General features: G+C 71.7%; 11 protein-coding genes. 2 read left to right on the forward strand and 9 right to left on the reverse strand.

Annotated elements, in window-relative coordinates:
* Positions 1–2: 2 nt before the first annotated feature.
* Positions 3–1292 carry a heat-shock protein gene (locus tag ACG0Z3_RS16810; RefSeq protein ID WP_394399496.1) on the forward strand — a complete coding sequence of 430 codons (1290 nt, stop codon included), beginning with the start codon at positions 3–5 and terminating at the stop codon, positions 1290–1292.
* On the opposite strand, the gene ACG0Z3_RS16815 is transcribed toward ACG0Z3_RS16810, so the two are convergent.
* Complete coding sequence (locus tag ACG0Z3_RS16815) at positions 1216–1935, reverse strand: YecA/YgfB family protein (RefSeq protein ID WP_394399498.1); 720 nt, start codon at positions 1933–1935, stop codon at positions 1216–1218. The two genes, ACG0Z3_RS16810 and ACG0Z3_RS16815, sit on opposite strands and share 77 nt — an antisense overlap.
* A 224-nt stretch (positions 1936–2159) precedes the next feature.
* Here ACG0Z3_RS16815 and ACG0Z3_RS16820 point away from each other — a divergent pair, with 224 nt between their 5' ends.
* Positions 2160–4325, forward strand: a complete 2166-nt coding sequence (locus ACG0Z3_RS16820) for a putative bifunctional diguanylate cyclase/phosphodiesterase (protein WP_394399501.1) — start codon at positions 2160–2162, stop codon at positions 4323–4325.
* A 30-nt stretch (positions 4326–4355) separates the two neighbouring features.
* Here ACG0Z3_RS16820 and gshA read toward each other — a convergent pair whose 3' ends face one another.
* From gshA to ACG0Z3_RS16860, 8 genes are all read right to left on the reverse strand, one after another.
* Positions 4356–5849: a glutamate--cysteine ligase gene (gene gshA / locus ACG0Z3_RS16825; protein WP_394399503.1), complete on the reverse strand. Its 1494-nt coding sequence runs from the start codon at positions 5847–5849 to the stop codon at positions 4356–4358.
* Positions 5850–5893: 44 nt separating this feature from the next.
* Positions 5894–7570: a SulP family inorganic anion transporter gene (locus ACG0Z3_RS16830; protein WP_394399505.1), complete on the reverse strand. Its 1677-nt coding sequence runs from the start codon at positions 7568–7570 to the stop codon at positions 5894–5896.
* The gene (locus ACG0Z3_RS16835) at positions 7560–8552 is read right to left on the reverse strand and encodes a tripartite tricarboxylate transporter substrate-binding protein (protein WP_394399507.1); all 993 of its coding nucleotides are present in this window, start codon (positions 8550–8552) and stop codon (positions 7560–7562) included. Before ACG0Z3_RS16835 ends, ACG0Z3_RS16830 begins: the two co-directional genes overlap by 11 nt.
* Complete coding sequence (locus ACG0Z3_RS16840) at positions 8549–10567, reverse strand: diguanylate cyclase (RefSeq protein WP_394399509.1); 2019 nt, start codon at positions 10565–10567, stop codon at positions 8549–8551. The genes ACG0Z3_RS16835 and ACG0Z3_RS16840 overlap by 4 nt, the downstream gene beginning before the upstream one ends.
* Entirely contained in the window at positions 10564–12639 is a 2076-nt protein-coding gene (locus tag ACG0Z3_RS16845; protein ID WP_394399511.1) for a diguanylate cyclase, read from the reverse strand. Before ACG0Z3_RS16845 ends, ACG0Z3_RS16840 begins: the two co-directional genes overlap by 4 nt.
* A 121-nt stretch (positions 12640–12760) precedes the next feature.
* A complete protein-coding gene (locus ACG0Z3_RS16850; protein ID WP_394399514.1) occupies positions 12761–14437 on the reverse strand; it encodes an ABC transporter ATP-binding protein in 1677 nt (558 codons plus the stop codon).
* Positions 14438–14522: 85 nt separating this feature from the next.
* Positions 14523–15548: an ABC transporter permease gene (locus tag ACG0Z3_RS16855; protein WP_394399516.1), complete on the reverse strand. Its 1026-nt coding sequence runs from the start codon at positions 15546–15548 to the stop codon at positions 14523–14525.
* Positions 15545–16483, reverse strand: a complete 939-nt coding sequence (locus ACG0Z3_RS16860) for an ABC transporter permease (protein ID WP_394399518.1) — start codon at positions 16481–16483, stop codon at positions 15545–15547. The genes ACG0Z3_RS16855 and ACG0Z3_RS16860 overlap by 4 nt, the downstream gene beginning before the upstream one ends.
* Positions 16484–16550 lie beyond the last annotated feature (67 nt).

Genomic DNA, 16550 nt, shown 5'->3' on the forward strand with positions numbered 1-16550 from the left:
CCATGAGTGCCGCCCCACCTTTTTGCGCCATCGACTTCGGCACGTCCAACTCCGCCGTGGCCATCCCCAGCGCCGACGCCGCCATGCGCCTCATCGAGCTGGAGCCCGGCCAGCGCACCATGCCCACGGCCGTCTTCTACTTTGCCGAGGGCCCGCACGACGTCGACGGCCCGCCGCGCGCCTTCGGCCGCGCCGCCGTCGCGGCCTATGTGGAAGGCCACGACGGGCGCCTCATGCGCTCGATGAAGAGCATCCTCGGCTCCGCGCTGATCGAGCAGACCACCGACGTCGGCGGCGGCCGCGGGGCCAAGTACGCCGACATCGTCTCGGGCTACCTGAAGCGCCTGCGCCGGCTGGCCGGCGAGCCCGAGCGCGTGGTGCTGGGCCGACCGGTGTTCTTCGTCGACGGCGAGCCCGAGCGCGACGCCACCGCGCAAGCCCAGCTCGAAGCCTGTGCCCGCGCCGTGGGCTTCACCGACGTGCATTTCCAGTACGAGCCCATCGCGGCCGCGTTCGACTTCGAGCAGCAGGCCATCCGCGAGGGCCGGGGCGAACAGATCGTGCTGGTGGCCGACATCGGCGGCGGCACCAGCGACTTCTCCATCGTGCGCGTGGGCCCCGAGCGCGTACAGCGCCTGGCGCGGCGTGACGACATCCTGGCCAGCCACGGCGTGCACATCGCCGGCACGGACTTCGACCGCCACATCGAGCTGGCCGGCCTGCTGCCCGAGTTCGGCTACCGCGCCACGGGCCCCAGCGGCCGCGAAGTCCCCAGCGGCATCTACTTCGACCTGGCCACCTGGCACCTCATCAACACCTGCTACGCGCCGCTGCGTGTGGCCGAGTGGCGCGGCATGAAGAGCTGGTTCAACGACCTGCGCCAGCACGCCCGGCTGATGACGGTGCTGGAAGAGCGCCTGGGCCACGAACTGGCCGCGCGCGCCGAGGGCGCCAAGATCGCCGTCTCCGGCGGCGCCGACACGACGGTGGACCTGGGCCTGGTGGAGCGCGGCCTGGTGCTGCCGCTCAGCGAGAAGACGGCCGTGGACGCGCTGCGCGCCGACCTGGACCGCATCATCGCCACCGCCCACGAAACCGTCGCGCTGGCCGGCCTTCGGCCCGAGCAGGTCGACGCGCTTTACTTCACCGGCGGCTCCACCGGCCTGCGGCTGCTGGTGGACGGCATGGCGGCCGGCTTCCCCGGCGCCGCGCGCGTCACCGGCGACCGGTTTGCTTCGGTCGCGACCGGCCTGGGCCTGCACGCCCAGCGCCTGTTTGCGGCGCCTCGCTGACGCCGCCGCGGCCGGTACCGTCCGGCCGGGCACGCCCGCCCTGGGCGCGGCCCGGCGGCGCCCGCAGCGGCCTGGACACGTCCGCCAGCATCAGCACCGCACTGACGAGGCCCTCCACCGCCTCTTCCAGGTCGGCCGGCGGCTCCAGCGACTCGATCTCCTCCAACAGCGCGTCGGCGTCTTCCAGGTCGTCCGGGTCCAGGTGCAGGTAGATGGCCGCCAGCGGCTCCAGCAGCGGTTCCTCGGGCAGGCGCATCAGCGCCGGGTGCGCGTCCAGCGCGTGCGCGAAGCCGGCCACCCAGGGCAGCAGGGTTTCGCTGGGCTCGGCCTCATCGTCGAGTTCGAAGATCCAGGGGTCGAACCACTGCCGGCCGGCAATCGCGACGTTCAGTTCCTTGTGGCGGCGCCGCAGCAGCGCCATCAGCTCGTCGTCGACCCGGGCCGGCGTCGGCCGACCCTCGGCGTCCAGCAGCGGCGGCAGCCAGGCGGCCAGCGGCACGGCCTCGGGCTGCAGCAGCACGCCGCACAGATAGCCGTCGACCATGCTGACGTCCAGCGGCTCCAGCGGCGCGGGCAGCGCATCCAGCAGCGCCTGCAGGCGATCCAGGTCGGCTTCGGAGAGGGTGTCGGCGGTGGGTTTCATCGTCGAATTATCGACAGCGCGGCGTGAATAGTGCCTGCCCGCACACAGGGCAGCCCCCTACAGTGGACCTTCCCAACGACGCCCTCCCCTCGAGGGCTTGCAGACCCGGCAGCATGGCTGACCGGGTCTTTTTTTGTGCCGGAACAGGGCCGGCCGTGAAGGCTGCCGCACCGTTGCCCTGGCGCCGGCGCGCCAGGCTTGCGCTCCGCTTGCATACTGAATTGATGCCCGCCGCCGAACTCGCACTGCGCTTCGACCCCGGCGTCGTCGTGCTGTCATACCTCACCGCTGCCTTCGCCTCCTACGTGGCGCTGGATCTGGCGCAGCGCGTGCGGACTCCGGATGTGCAGAGTGCCACGGTCTGGTGGTTCGCTGGCTCGCTGTCCATGGGCAGCGGCATCTGGGCCATGCACTTCATCGGCATGCTGGCGCTGAAACTGCCCTTCGCAACCGGCTACGACCAGGCCATCACCGCGCTGAGCTGGCTGGCGGCGGTGGCCGTGTCGGCCATAGCACTGCGCGTGGCGGCGCTGGACCGGCTGACGGTGAAGCGGCTCACGCTGGGTGCCGTCAGCATGGGCGCGGGCATCTGCGGCATGCACTACACCGGCATGGCCGCGCTGGTGCTGGCGCCGGGCATCCGCTGGCACTGGGGCCTGGTGGCCGCTTCCGCCGGCGTGGCCACGGGCGCAGCGGCGGCAGCGCTCGTGATCTTCTTCTGGCTGCGCCGGCTGTCGGCCGCGCAGGCCCGTTGGGGCCAGCTGGCCGCAGCGCTGGTCATGGGCGCCGCCGTGGCCGGCATGCACTACACCGGCATGGCCGCCGCCGGCATTGCGGAGAACAGCCTGTGTCTCAGCGCCAACGAGCTGGGCGGCAACAACCTGGCCACACTGGTGGCCGGCGCCACGCTGGCGTTGCTGCTGCTGACGCTGTTCACGTCACTGCTGGACGCCCGGCTGCGCCGCCGCGCCACGCGCCTGCAGCAGTCGCTGCAAGAGGCCAACACCGAGCTGGCCGAGCAGGCGCTGCGCGACCCGCTGACCGGCCTGTCCAACCGCCAGCTGCTGGACGACCGCATCAGCCACGCGATCGCGCGAGGCCGGCGCGACAACACGGGCTTGGCGCTGCTGATGCTGAACCTGGACGGCTTCAAGCCCGTCAACGAGGCATTCGGTCACGGCGCCGGCGACGCCGTGCTGCGCGAGGTGGCCGGGCGCATGCGGGCACTGGCCCGCAGCCACGACACACTGGCCCGGCTGGGCGCCGATGAGTTCGTGCTGCTGCTGGAGGGAGAAGCCGGCGAGGCGCACCTGGCACAGGTCGCGCAGCGACTGCTGGATGCACTGGCCGAACCCATGGCCATCGTCACGGGCGATGCCAGCCAGCCACTGCGGCTCTCGGCATCCATCGGCATCGCGCTGCACAGCGACAGCCCTGGTCGCACCCTCATCACGCAGGCAGATTCGGCCACGCAAGCCGTCAAGCGCAGCGGCGGTAACGGCTTCGCGTTCTTCGAGGTGCACATGCAGGACGGCGTGCGCGACCAGCTGGAGCTGGCGCGCGACCTGCGCGCCGCGCTGGAAGCCGGCGGCGCAGGCCTGGCGCTGCACTACCAGCCCAAGGTGGCCGGCGACACGGCGCGCGTGCTGGGCGTGGAGGCGCTGTTGCGCTGGCAACACCCACGGCGCGGCGCGGTCAGCCCCGGCGTCCTCATCCCTGTCGCAGAGCGCTTCGGCATCATCACCGCCCTGGGCGACTGGGTCATCGACGAGGCCTGCCGGCAGATCGCCGACTGGCGCGACCAGGGCCTCAAGCTGCGCGTGGCCATCAACCTGTCGGTGCAGCAGCTGCGCCAGCCCGAGGCGCTGCTGCTGCGGCTGGAGCAGGCACTCGCGCGCCACCACCTGGACGCGACACAGCTGAGCTGCGAGATCACCGAGTCCGTCGCGATGGCGGACGCCGCCGCCACCGAACGCGTGCTGCAGCGGCTGGGCGAGCTGGGCGTGAGCCTGTCCATCGACGACTTCGGCACCGGCTATTCCAGCCTGGCCTACCTGCGCCGGCTGCCGGTGTCGCAGCTGAAGATCGACCGCAGCTTCATCCAGGACCTGGAAACCAGCGCCGACGCGCGCGCCATCGTCAACGCCGTCATCGAGCTGGCTCATGCGCTGGGCCTGGAGGTGGTGGCCGAGGGCGTGGAGACCGAGGGCCAGGCCGACGTGCTGCGCGCCAAGCGCTGCGACAAGCTGCAGGGCTTCCTGTTCGCGCGGCCCATGCCCGCGCAGGAGCTGGCCCGCTGGGCGATGCAATCACAAAGCGGCGACGCGAAGCTGGGCTTCAGCGACTCGATCTTTGCCGATGTCGACGCGCTGACCAAGGTGCGTCCCTAGCGCCGCCTGTCGGCCGCCGGGAACAGCCGCTCAGACGGCCATGCGCTCCGGCGCCACGTAGAAGCGCCGGAAGGTCTCGAAGTCCAGCGTGTCGGCCCGCTCGATGCGCGCCTGCTCGGCCAGCGACTCGGCCGCCATGCGCTCGAAGCGCTGCTGCAGTGCGTCCGGGAAGGGCAGCGCCAGCAAGGCCGCGCGCGTCGCATCGCTCTGGTGGCGGATGAGGGCCACATGGCTGTTGCCGAAGTCCTGCGCCATGACGGCCAGCACACGTGCCGACGGGCATAGCTCGGGCCGCACCAGCCGCTCGGCCACGCGGGCCAGCGCATCGCGGTAGACGCTGCCGCCATGGGCGGCGTCCAGTGCCGCAGCCTGCGTGGCACAGCCGGCCAGGATCTCGCCGGCCCAGTCATGCAGCGACCGCTCGCCACCCTTCCAGTGCTCCAGCACCAGGCCGGGCTCGCGGCCGCGCGCGGCGACGCGGTGCTGGTTGCGCGCATTGGCGGCAATCTCGTCCGGCGTGTCGTTGGGGCTGGGGCTGTGCAGGCAGTGCAGCAGGAAGGCGTCCAGCACGCGCACGGTGTCGGCGCCGATGCCCACGGGCTCGAACGGGTCCAGGTCCATCAGCCGCACCTCGATGTACTCGACGCCGCGCTCGCGCAGCGCATGCAGCGGCCGCTCGCCGGAGCGGATCACACGCTTGGCGCGGATGGTGCTGTAGAACTCGTTCTCGATCTGCAACAGGCCGGTGGAGAGCTGGTTGTAGTCGCCGCCCGGCGTCTGCACGCCGATGGCCTCGTAGGCCGGGTACGGCGTCGTCAACGCGCCCTGCAGCGAGGCCGCGTAGCTCTCCAGGCAGTTGTAGCTGACCGAGATGCTGGACTGCGCGTCGCTCTGGTAGCCCAGCCGGCCCATGCGCAGCGAGGTGGCGTGCGGCAGGTACAGGCTGTGCTCGGACAGGCGCTGCAGGCCATGGTCGCGGCCCTGCACGAAGCTATCGCACAGCGCCGGGCTGGCGCCGAACAGGTACAGCAGCAGCCAGCCCTCGCGGCGGAAGTTGCGGATGGCGCCGAAGTAGCCCTCGGTGCCCACGCCCGGCAGCGACCAGTTGTAGTGGATGCCAGAAATCGTCTGCATGCGCCGGCCGTAGCGCTGGCCCAGGCCCATGCGGTAGACGCTCTTGGCGCGGCCCACGTTGCTGCTGCCGTAGCGGCCGATGGGGATGGTCTCGTCGGCCGGCAGCCCGCAGGGCATGGAGCTGACCCACAGCCGCTCGTCGCCCAGCGCGCGGTAGACGGCCTGGTGGACCTCGGTCAGTTCGGTCAGCACGTCAGCGACGCCGGCATGCACGCCGGTGATGAGCTCCAGCTGCGATTCGCTGTAGTCGGTGGTGATGTGCGGGTGCGTCAGCGCCGAGCCGAGCGCTTGCGGATGCGGCGTCAGCGCCAGGCCGCCCCCGGGCAGGGCGCGCAGGCTTTCCTTCTCGATGCCACGGCGGATGCCGAGCAGGGTCTCGTTGTCATTCATGGCGTCTCAGGCGCTGATTGGGCCGAGACGGTAGCAGAACGGCGCTACAGCTGCCCTGGGGCGTCCATGTCGGCCAGACTGGGCCTCAGGTCATGTTCACCGGCCTGGATGCCCTCGTGGTGGCTGAGGTAGAGCGACACGTCGTGGCGCTCCAGCCAGCCCACGGCCTTCAGCCGGTCCAGCACCGGGCCCTTGACCTCGGAGAGCTCCAGCCACAGCCCCTCGGCGCGCAGTGCGGCGTGCAGCTCCTCCAGCGCCGTCAGCCCGGAGACGTCGATGTGGTTGACGGGCGCCATCAGCATCAGCACGCGCCGGGGCTCGCCAACGCTGGCCCGGTGCGCGCGCACATGGGCCAGCACCACGTCGGCCAGGCCACGGGCGTTGGTGAACACCAGGCTCTCGTCGATGCGCAGGCCCACCACCTCGGGCCGGCACTCGACCGCATAGCGTTCCAGGTTGCGGTAGTGCTGCGTGCCCGGCACGCGGCCGATGCGCGCCACATGCGGCTGCGCCGTGCGCTGGATCAGCAGCGCGATGGAGCCCACCACGCCCAGCGCCAGCGCCGCGCCCACGCTCCACAGCAGCACGGCGGCCGTGACGGCCGCCATCAGCAGGCCCTCGGCCCGCGCATAGCGCCAGGCCTCGCGGTAGGGGCGCAGCGAAACGCCGCCCAGCACCGCCACGACGATGGTGGCCGCCAGCACCGGCTTGGGCAGGTGCGCCAGCGGGCCGGCCAGCAGCAGCATGGCCAGCGCCATGAAGCCGGCCACGAACACCAGCGCCCAGCGGCTGCGCGAGCCCGCCTCGTGCAGCAGGATGGAACGCGAGAAGCTGCCCGCCACCGGCATGCCGCCGGTCACGGCCGCGACGAGATTGGCTGCGGCCAGCCCGCGCATCTCGGCGGCGGGCAGCAGCTTCTCGCCACGGCGCTGCGCCAGCGACTCGGCCACCGCGAGGCTGGACACGAAGCCCATCAGCGCCACCAGCGCCGCCGACGGCAGCAGCTGCAGCCACAGCGCGCCGTCCAGCAGCGGCAGGCCCAGCGGCAGCGACAGCTGAGGCAGCGCGCCCACCTGGGCTACACCGCGCGCGGCCGGCGTGAAGGCCGACAGCCCCATCGCCCCCAGCAGCAGCAGCAAGGGCGCCAACCGCGCCAGCATGCGCGAGCCGGCCCGGCGCGACAGCAGCAGCAGCGCCACGGCCGCGCCGCCCCAGGCCAGGCTCAGCGGCTGGATGCCCGCCTGCGCCGTGGCCAGCGCCAGGCCCGGCAGCGTGGCGCCGGTGGCCGCGCTGCCCAGCAGCACGGGAAGCTGGCTGGCCGCGATCATCAGCGTGGCGCCGGTCTCGAAGCCGCGCAGCGCCGGCACCGACAGCAGGCTGGCCAGTGCATCCAGCCGCAGCAGCGCGGCCAGCGCCAGCAGCAGCCCCACCTCGGCGGCCAGCACCAGCGCGCCGGCCTCGGCGCTGACGCCGGCCGGCAGCCCGGCGAGCGCCTGCGCAATCATCAGCGCCAGCACCGCCACCGGCCCCAGGCCCAGCACCGGGCTGGAGCCCAGCGCCGCATAGGCCAGCAACGGCAGCAGGCTGGCGTACAACCCCACCTGCGGCGGCAGGCCGGCCAGCAGGGCGTAGGCCAGGCTCTGCGGGATCAGCAGCACGGCCACGACCGCGCCAGCCATGAGGTCGGCCTGCCAGCGTCCCGAGACGGTGTCAGCGGTCAACCTGGACTCCCGACAGCTGGATCACACGCGCCCACTTCGTCATCTCGGCCGAAATCAGCGCGGCCAGCTCGGGCCCGCCGCTGCCATGCACCAGCATGCCGCGCGCCGTCAGCCGCTCGCGCAGCGCGGGGCCGGCCAGCGCGGCGACGCTGTCGCGCTGCAGGCGGGCCAGCGGCTCGGCAGGCAGGCTGCTGGGCGCGAACAGCCCCAGCCACGCGCTGGCCTCATAGCCCTGCAGCGCCAGGCCGCCGGCCTCCTCTACGGTCGGCAGCGCAGGCAAACTGGGGCTGCGACGCGCGCTGGTGACGGCCAGCGCCAGCAGCCGCCCGGCGCGGATCTGCGACAACGCGGCGGGCAGCGTGTCGAACATCAGGTCCATGTTGCCGGCGATGACGTCCTGCTGCGCCGACGCCGCGCTGCGGTAGGGAAAGTGCAGCAGGTCGATGCGCGTCAGCCGCATGAACAGCTCACCGGCCAGATGGGTGGGGTTGCCGCTGCCGCTGGAGGCGATGTGCAGCCGGCCCGGCTGCGCGCCGGCCGCCCGCACCAGGTCGGCCAGCCGGCGCACGCCCTGGGCCCGCGCGGTGGCCGGGTTCATCACCAACACCAGCGGCACGGTGGCCACCAGGCACACGGGTGCGAAGTCCGCCACCGGGTCGTAGGGCAGGCGGCGCGACAGCAGCGGGTTCACGGCATGCGTGCCCAGGCTGCCCATCAGCAGCGTGCGGCCATCGGCAGCGCTGGCCACCTCGGCCGTGCCGATGTTGCCGTCGGCCCCCGGGCGGTTCTCGACGACGACCGGCTGGCCCAGACGCTTCTGCAGCTCGGGCGCCAGCAGCCGCGCGGCCTGGTCGGCGGCGCCATCGGCTGCATAGGGCACGACGATGCGCAGCGGCCTGGCCGGCATGCCCGGCTGGGCGCGCACGGCCGGGCTGGCCGCCGCAGCCAGCCACAGCAGCAGCGCACGTCGCCCGGGGCTCAAGCGGATGGCCCCGTCAGCGCCACCAGCCGCACCTGGCCGTGCTGGCAGGCGGCATCGAAGTCCTGCAGGATGGCGGCCAGCGTATCGGCATCGGGGGCCTGCACGGCGGCGATGCCGATGGCGCGGTTGCGGCCCTCGGCCTTGGCCTGGTAGAGCACCATGTCGGCCCAGTTCACGGCCTGCTCCCAGTGCAGGCGCAGCTGGGCGCTGCCGCGCCCGCCCAGCGGGAAGCTCGCGAAGCCCAGCGACGCCGTCACGCGCAGCGGCCCCTCGGCCGTGGCCACGGGCGTGCCGCCGATGCCGTTGAGCACGCGCGCCGCCATCTGCGCCAGGTCGTCGCCGGGCAGCTCGGGAGCAAACACCAGGAACTCCTCGCCGCCCCAGCGCACGACGAGGTCGGTGTCGCGCACGGCGGCGCGGATGCGCCGGCCCACCTCGACGAGCACCGCATCGCCCGCCGCGTGGCCATGGCGGTCGTTGACATGCTTGAAGTGGTCGATGTCGATCATCATCAGCGCGCCACGGAAGCCCTCCGCGCAGAGCTCGTGGCTGCGCGCGTCCATCACCGCCAGGAAGTGGCGGCGGTTGGACAGGTCGGTCAGCGGGTCGCGCTCGCTCTGCGTGCGCAGCAGCTGCTGGTTGGCCGTCAGGCGCGCCTGCGCGCGGCGCATGCGCAGCAGCGTGGCGCCCACCAGCACGATGGACAGCAGCAGCAGCACGCCCACGGCCAGACCCAGCTGCTGCAGCAGCCGGCGGTTGGAGAGCTGCTGGTCCTTGAGCTGGCCGTCACGGGCCAGCAGCGCCAGGTCACGCTGCTTGGCGGCGGTGTCGTACTTGCGGCGCAGTTCCTCCAGCGCACTGGCACGGTTGCGCTCGTTGATGCGGGCGCTCAGCTCGCGCTCGCCGCAGTAGGCGGCCAGCGCCTCGCGGTGCTGGCCGGCGTCGGCCCAGGTGTCGCCCAGCTCGCGCAGCTCGCCGGCGCGCGGCACGAGGTCGGACGGGTCCAGCTGGAACTCGGCCACGCGCGCCAGCTCCTGCCGCGCGGCGTCGAGCTGGCGCAGCCGGATGTGGGTGACAGCCAGGTTGTGATGCAGCGCCCGCTCGTAGGTGCGGTCACGGAAGCGCTGCAGCACGGGCAGCGCAAGCCGGCCGGCATTCAGCGCCTCCCGGTACAGCCCGAGGTACATGTAGGCGTCCACGAGGTTGGCGCGCAGCTGCGCCGCCAGGTGGGGCGCCCGCGCCTGCTCGGCCAGCACCAGCGCAGACTCCAGCGCCGCCCGCGCGGCCTGGCGTTCGCCGGCCCGCCGCTCGACGACGGCCTCGGCATTGCGCACCCGCGCGCTGGCCAGCGCGTCACCCTGGGCCTCGGCCAGCGCGGCGCGGATCTCGGCGCGCGCGGCGTCCTGGTCGTCCTGTGCCTGCAGCAGCACGGCCAGTTGCGCCATGAACAGCGACGCGAGATGCCGATCGCCGCCGGCACGGGCCAGTGCCAGCCCACGCCGCACGCTGCCCTCGGCCTCCACCAGTGCACCCTGGCCGGCCTGCTCGCGCTGCAGCAGGCGCAGCGCGTCGGCAGCGGCGCGGAAGTCGCAGCCCGGCGAGCGCACCGCGTGCACCTCGTCACCGGCCGGGCAGCGCCGGCCCAGCCCTTCCAGCGCGCGTGCGGCCAGCATGCCGGCCGGCTTGCCGGCGCGCTCCTGCGTCAGTGCGCGCAGCAGCCAGCCATGGTCGGCGCCGCCCTCCAGCCCGGCCAGCTTCAGCGCCACGGCATCGGCGGCCTCGATCTGATTGCCGGCCAGCAGCACGCGGCCACGTGCGTACAGCCAGGCGACCTCGCGGGCCGGCTCGGCGGTCCGGGGCCAGCGCCGTTCCAGCTCGGCCAGCATCGCCGCCGGCTCGTCGAAGGCGCGGCGGGTGATCTGGGCCAGGTGCTCGCGGTCGGCGGCCAGGTCGGACGCGGCTGCGGCCGGCAGCGCCAGCACGGCCAGCCACAGCGCCAGCAGCGCGGCCCTCACGCCCAGCTCCCCGGCGACGTGGCGCCGCTGCCCGGCCCGCCGAGCGCGATCAGGCTGACCAGGCCCTCGCCCCACGCAGCCTCCAGCCGCGCCGTGAGCTGCTCCACGGCCGCCACGTCGCTGGCATGGATGCGCTCCACGCCATAGGCCTTGTTGCGGCCATGGGCCTTGGCCAGGTAGAGCGCGGTGTCGACGAGGTCGATCGCCCGCTCCCAGGGCAGGCGCAGCCCATGCGGCGGCACGGGCAGGCTGACGAAACCGATGGACGCCGTGACGGCGATGCTGCGCGCCTGGTAGGCGACGGGTTGGCTGCCGATGAGGTCCAGCAGGCGCTGGGCCAGCTGCGGCGCGAACAAGCCCTCGCGGGAGGCCGCGACGATGAGGAACTCCTCGCCGCCCCAGCGCACGACGAGGTCGTCGTCACGCACGGCCTGGCGCAGCCGCGCGGCGATCTCGGCCAGCACGGCATCGCCGGCCGCGTGGCCGAAGCTGTCGTTGAGGCGCTTGAAATGGTCGACGTCGATGAGGAAGACGCTGGCTGACAGCCCGTCCGGGCCGGACAGGCTGTGGATGGCCGCCTGGAAGTGGCGCCGGTTGGCCAGGCCGGTCAGCGGGTCGGTCTCGCTCTGGTGTTTCAGCGACGCGTTGCTGGTGGCCAGCGCCTCGTTGGTGCGGCGCACGCGCCGGAAGGCCTGCCACATCAGCCCCAGCGACACGACCACGCAGCCGCCCAGCGCCGCCCACAGCATCAGGCCCAGGTTGCGCTGGTGCACCTGCTCGGACTTGAGCGCGTTGTCGCGGTTCAGCAGCTCGATGTCGCGGGCGCGCTGCTCGGCGTCCTGCCGCTCCTGGGCCTCCAGCAGCAGCTGGCGCGTCTCGTCGCGCAGCACGCGATCCGACAGCCGGCGGTGCTCGCGCCACGCGCCGACGGCACCGGCCAGGTCCCCCGCGCGCTCCAGGAAGACGGCCAGTTCCTTCCAGCCGTCGCAGGCGTAGGCGATGGCACCCTGCTGCTCGTCCAGCGCGATGGCGGCGCGCGCCTCACTGGCGCCCTCGGCCACGCGACCCAGCGCGATCTTGGCCAGCCCGATGTTGGAGCGGGCCACGCCCTCGGCCCCCAGGTTGCCGGTGGCCAGCGCCAGCGGCAACGCCTGCTCGGCAAGCTCCAGCGCGCGGGCGTAGCGGCCCTGGCGCAGGTGGTAATCCGCGAAGTTGCCCAGGCCCAGCGCGCGCACCGAGTCGGCGCCGGCCGCCGCCGCCTGCTCCAGCGCGTCGGCATAGGACTGCAGCGTGATGCTGGCGTCCGCGTCGTCGGTGTGGATGATGCCGCGCGTGGTGTAGACGCTGTTCAGCGTCATCGGGTCGGGGTCCTTCTGGGCCTCGGCCAGGGCCTGCGCGACGAGCTGGCGGGCCCGGGCCGGCGTGTCGGCACGCAGCGTCGTGAAGGACAGGTCCGCCAGCGACAGCGCCACCCGCCAGGGCTGGCCGATCTGCTGCGCCAGGCGCAGCGTCTGGTGGCCCTCGGTCAGGGCGGCATCCAGCTCGCCGATGTCGCCGCTGACATGGGCCAGCAGGCGGTGGTAACGCCAGCGCTGCACCACGCCCGTGGCGGCCAGGGAGACGGTGTCCACATCGGCCAGACGCTTGCGCGCGCCGCGCAGGTCGGCCTGGGAGCGCAGGTACTCGGCGTCCACCGTGGCCGCCGCCACCCGGGCCTCGGCGCGCTGCTCGGCGACGGGCCAGTCGCGCAGCCGGCGCACCAGCTGCTGGGTCAGCACGCGGTCCCGGGCCAGCGCCGCCAGCTCCCCGCGCAACGCGACAACGTCCAGCCGCGCCGCGCCGCCGGGCTGCGCCTCTGCGACCTGACGAAGCGCCTGCTCGTCCTGCGCCGGCTTGGCGCGCGAGGCCCGCTCGATGCGGTCCAGCTCGCGGGCCAGGCGGTCCTCGGCCGGCGCCACGCCCGACGCGCGGCTCGCCCCCGGCGCCTGGCCGTTGGGCGAGCAGGCGGCCAGCAGCAGGCACGCGGCGAGCGCAGTGCCGAAGGGGGAGAGACGGGCCAGGATCGAGGGCATCAGGGCAGCGAGGCCGGAGCGACACCGCCCCGAGACCTGCATTTCAGCGCGTCCGCGGGCCGCCCGTCATCCGGGCAAGACAGCAGAGCGTTCGGATTGCACGCGCCCTGCCGCATAGCGTTCAGGCGCTGGGGCCCTGGTAGCCGCGTGGTACCGCACCCAGCAGGCGGCGCGTGTACTCCTCACGCGGCGCCGACACCAGCGCCTGCGTGGCGGCCTGCTCGACGACGTCGCCGTTCTGCATCACCAGCACCTCGTCGGAGATGAACTTGACGACGGCCAGGTCGTGGCTGATGAAGATGTAGCTGAGGCCGAACTCGTCCTGCAGGTCCTTCAGCAGGTTGAGCACCTGGGCCTGCACCGAAACGTCCAGCGCCGACACCGATTCGTCCAGCACCAGCACCTCCGGCTGCAGCGTCAGGCAGCGCGCAATGGCAATGCGCTGGCGCTGGCCGCCGGAGAACTCGTGCGGGTACTTGGCCATGGCGCTCTCGTCCAGGCCCACCTTCTTCAGCAGCGCAACGGCGCGCGCCTCGCGGTCGGCGCTATCGATGCCGATGCCGTGGATCTCCATGGGCTCGCGCAGCGTCTGGGCGATGGTGAAACGCGGGTTCAGCGAGGCGTAGGGGTTCTGGAACACGACCTGGATGCGGCGGCGCATCTGCTGCCAGTCGGCGCCGCTCATGGTCAGCAGGTCGCGTCCTTCGAACATGACCTGGCCGCCGGTCGGCTCGTGCAGGCGCAAGAGCGTCAGGCCCATGGTGGTCTTGCCCGAGCCGGACTCGCCCACCACGCCCAGCGTGTAGCCCTTGCGCAGCTTGAAGTTCACGCCCTTCACGGCCTGGAACTCGCGCTTGCCGAACACGCCCTGCTTGAGCCAGAAGCTCTTCTTCAGGCCAGTGACCTCCAGCACCACGGGGGCGTCGGGGTCCTTGGCCTTGTGGTCCATGTTGGCGGACTTGCCGGCAATGTGGTCGTCGATGACCATCAGCCGGGCCGGGTTCTCGGTCAGCGAGGGGCGGCAGGCCAGCAGGGCCTTGGTGTAGGCGTCGCGCGGGGCGTTAAAGATGTCGGCCACCGGCGCGGCCTCGCGGATCTCGCCATGGCGCATGACGACCACATGGTCCGAGATCTCGCCCACCACGCCCAGGTCGTGGCTGATGAAGAGCATGGACATGCGGTGCTTATCCTTGAGCCGGCCCATCAGCTCCATGACCTGGCGCTGGATGGTGACATCCAGTGCCGTGGTGGGCTCGTCGGCGATCAGCAGCTTGGGCTCGCAGGCCAGCGCCATCGCGATCATCACGCGCTGCTGCTGGCCGCCGCTCATCTCGTGCGGGTAGGCCGACAGGCGCCGCTTGGGCTCCGGGATGCCCACCTCGTGCAACAGCTCCTCGGCGCGGGCCAGGGCCTGACGCGGCGACAGACCCAGGTGCGTGATCAGCGGCTCCATCAGCTGCTGGGCCACGGTGAACACCGGATTCAGCGAGCTCATCGGGTCCTGGAAGACGCAGGCGATCTCCTTGCCGCGCATGGCCTGCAGCTCGCGCAGCGAGGCCTTCAGCAGGTCGCGGCCCTGGAAGCGGATCTGCCCGCTGCGCTCGGCGTTGCTGGGCAGCAAGTTCAGGATGGACATGGCCGTGACCGACTTGCCCGAGCCCGACTCGCCCACGAGCGCGACCGTGCTGTTCTCGGGGATGTCAAAGCTGACGCCCTTGACGGCCAGTGCGCGCTTCTGCTCACCGTTTTCCTTGCCGAGGCGGAAGGCGACCTTCAGGTCTTGAATACTCAACAACATCGTCAGGACTCCCGCCGGGCCGCCCCAAGGGAGGCCTGCGCCCCCTCGGGGGGCAGTGAACGAAGTGAACGTGGGGGCATCGTTTTCACTCCAGACCGCGCAGCTTGGGATCGAGCGCGTCACGCAGCGCATCGGTGAACAGCGCGAACGCCGTCACGAACAGCGCCATCGTGAAGGTCACGGCGGCCAGCTGCCACCAGTAGCCGAGGATCAACTCGCTCTGCGCCTCGGACAGCATGGTGCCCCAGCTCACCTGGTCCACGCTGACGCCCAGGCCCAGGTAACTCAGGATGACTTCGCTCTTGATGAAGCTCACCACGTGCAGGCTCAGCTGCACCAGCGCCACGTGCGACACGTTGGGCAGGATGTGCTTGAACATGCGCGACGCACTGCTCGCGCCAATGGCCTCGGCCGAGCGCACGTACTCGCGCTGGCGATGCTTCATGAACTCGGCGCGCACGAGGCGGTAGATGCCGGTCCAGCCCGTGAGACCCAGGATCAGCACCACGGACAGAACGCCACGCCCGAAGATCACCGCGAACGCAAAGATCAGCAAGATGGACGGGATGGCAGTGAAGACGTTGTAGACCCACTCCAGCGCATCGCCGATCTTGCCGCCGAAGAAGCCCGACACGGCGCCCAGCAGTGTGCCGATGACGGTGGCCACCAGCGCGGCCAGCAGGCCCACGACGATGGACACCTCGGCGCCCTTGAGCACCTTCTGCAGGATGTCGCGGCCGAAGCGGTCGGCCCCCAGCGGCAGCGTCTCGGCGCGCTGGATGTCCTCGGTTTGGTACTTCTTCGCGGCCTCGGCCCATTCGGCGTAGCGCGGGGCCAGCGGGTCCACGTCGGACAGGTCGGCGTTCGGGCCCTTGGGCGACTCGATGGCGCCCAAGGCCTCGGCGGCCCGGGCACCGACGAGGTGCGGCGGCGCGTTGGGCACCGCGATCTCCTTCTGCCAGTTGCCGGCCACCAGGCCCGTGGCGGCCAGCACCACCAGCACCATGAAGGCGGCCACGATCCACAGGCACACCATGCCGACGCGATCGGCCTTCAGGCGCTTCCAGGCCAGGGACCACACGCCCTGGGATTTCACGGCGGCGGCGCTCATTTGAGGACGACTCGCGGATCGACCAGGCTGTACAGCAGGTCGGTGATGAGGTTCACCAGCATCGTGATCGCGGCGAGGTAGATGGCGAAGGCCTGGATGACGGGGTAGTCACTGCGGTTGACGGCCAGCAGGATCTCGCGCCCCAAGCCCGGGATGGAGAAGAACACCTCGATCAGGAAGCTGCCGACGAACACGCCCGGCAGCAGCACCGACACATTGGTCATGATGGGAATGAGCGCGTTGCGCAGCACATGCTTCATCAGCACGGTCTTCTCGGTCAGGCCCTTGGCACGCGCCGTGCGCACGTAGTCGTGACCCAGCTCGTCGAGGAAGAAGCTGCGGTACAGCCGCGTCTGCGGCGCCAGCGCCACCAGCGACACGACGATGACCGGCAGCGGCGTGTAGGTGCTGAGGTTGGTCCAGAACGAATCGCTCCAGCCCTGCACCGGGAACCAGCCGAGGCGGAACGCGAAGAAGTACTGGAACACGATCACGTAGACCAGCAGCGACACCGACACGGCAATGGTGGTCGTGATCATGACCACGCGGTCCGTCAGGCTGCCGCGCACATAGGCAACACCCATGGCCAGCGGAATGGCCAGCAGCACTTCCAGCAACAGGATGGGCACCATCACCGTCAGCGTGGCCGGCATGCGGCTCAAGAACAGCTGGCTGACCTTCTCGTTCGTGGCCCAGCTGTTGCCCCAGTCGAAGGTGACGATCTGCTTGAGGAAGATCCCCAGCTGCACCCACCAGGGCTGGTTCAGGCCCAGCTGCTCGCGGATCGCGTTGATCTGCTCCTCGGTGGCGGCCATGCCGCCGAGGATCTCGGCGGGATCACCACCGAAGAACTTGAACAGGAAGAACACCAGCAGCACGACCCCCAGCAGCGTGGGGATCATTTGCCACAGGCGCCGGATCAGATAAGCCGTCATCGGGCGGCCCCTTCTTCAGACAACACCTACAACAAGACGAAACCCGCCGGGGCGGGTTTCGAGGACG

It is taken from the genome of Pelomonas margarita, from assembly GCF_043555875.1.
Classification (GTDB): domain Bacteria; phylum Pseudomonadota; class Gammaproteobacteria; order Burkholderiales; family Burkholderiaceae_C; genus Pelomonas; species Pelomonas margarita.

What these genes read in the sequence shown, in the direction of transcription:
- ACG0Z3_RS16810 (WP_394399496.1), top strand. Translation starts at nt 3, where the DNA reads ATGAGTGCCGCCCCACCTTTTTGCGCCATCGACTTCGGCACGTCCAAC.
- ACG0Z3_RS16815 (WP_394399498.1), bottom strand. Translation starts at nt 1,935, where the DNA reads ATGAAACCCACCGCCGACACCCTCTCCGAAGCCGACCTGGATCGCCTG.
- ACG0Z3_RS16820 (WP_394399501.1), top strand. Translation starts at nt 2,160, where the DNA reads ATGCCCGCCGCCGAACTCGCACTGCGCTTCGACCCCGGCGTCGTCGTG.
- gshA (WP_394399503.1), bottom strand. Translation starts at nt 5,849, where the DNA reads ATGAATGACAACGAGACCCTGCTCGGCATCCGCCGTGGCATCGAGAAG.
- ACG0Z3_RS16845 (WP_394399511.1), bottom strand. Translation starts at nt 12,639, where the DNA reads ATGCCCTCGATCCTGGCCCGTCTCTCCCCCTTCGGCACTGCGCTCGCC.
- ACG0Z3_RS16850 (WP_394399514.1), bottom strand. Translation starts at nt 14,437, where the DNA reads ATGTTGTTGAGTATTCAAGACCTGAAGGTCGCCTTCCGCCTCGGCAAG.
- ACG0Z3_RS16855 (WP_394399516.1), bottom strand. Translation starts at nt 15,548, where the DNA reads ATGAGCGCCGCCGCCGTGAAATCCCAGGGCGTGTGGTCCCTGGCCTGG.
- ACG0Z3_RS16860 (WP_394399518.1), bottom strand. Translation starts at nt 16,483, where the DNA reads ATGACGGCTTATCTGATCCGGCGCCTGTGGCAAATGATCCCCACGCTG.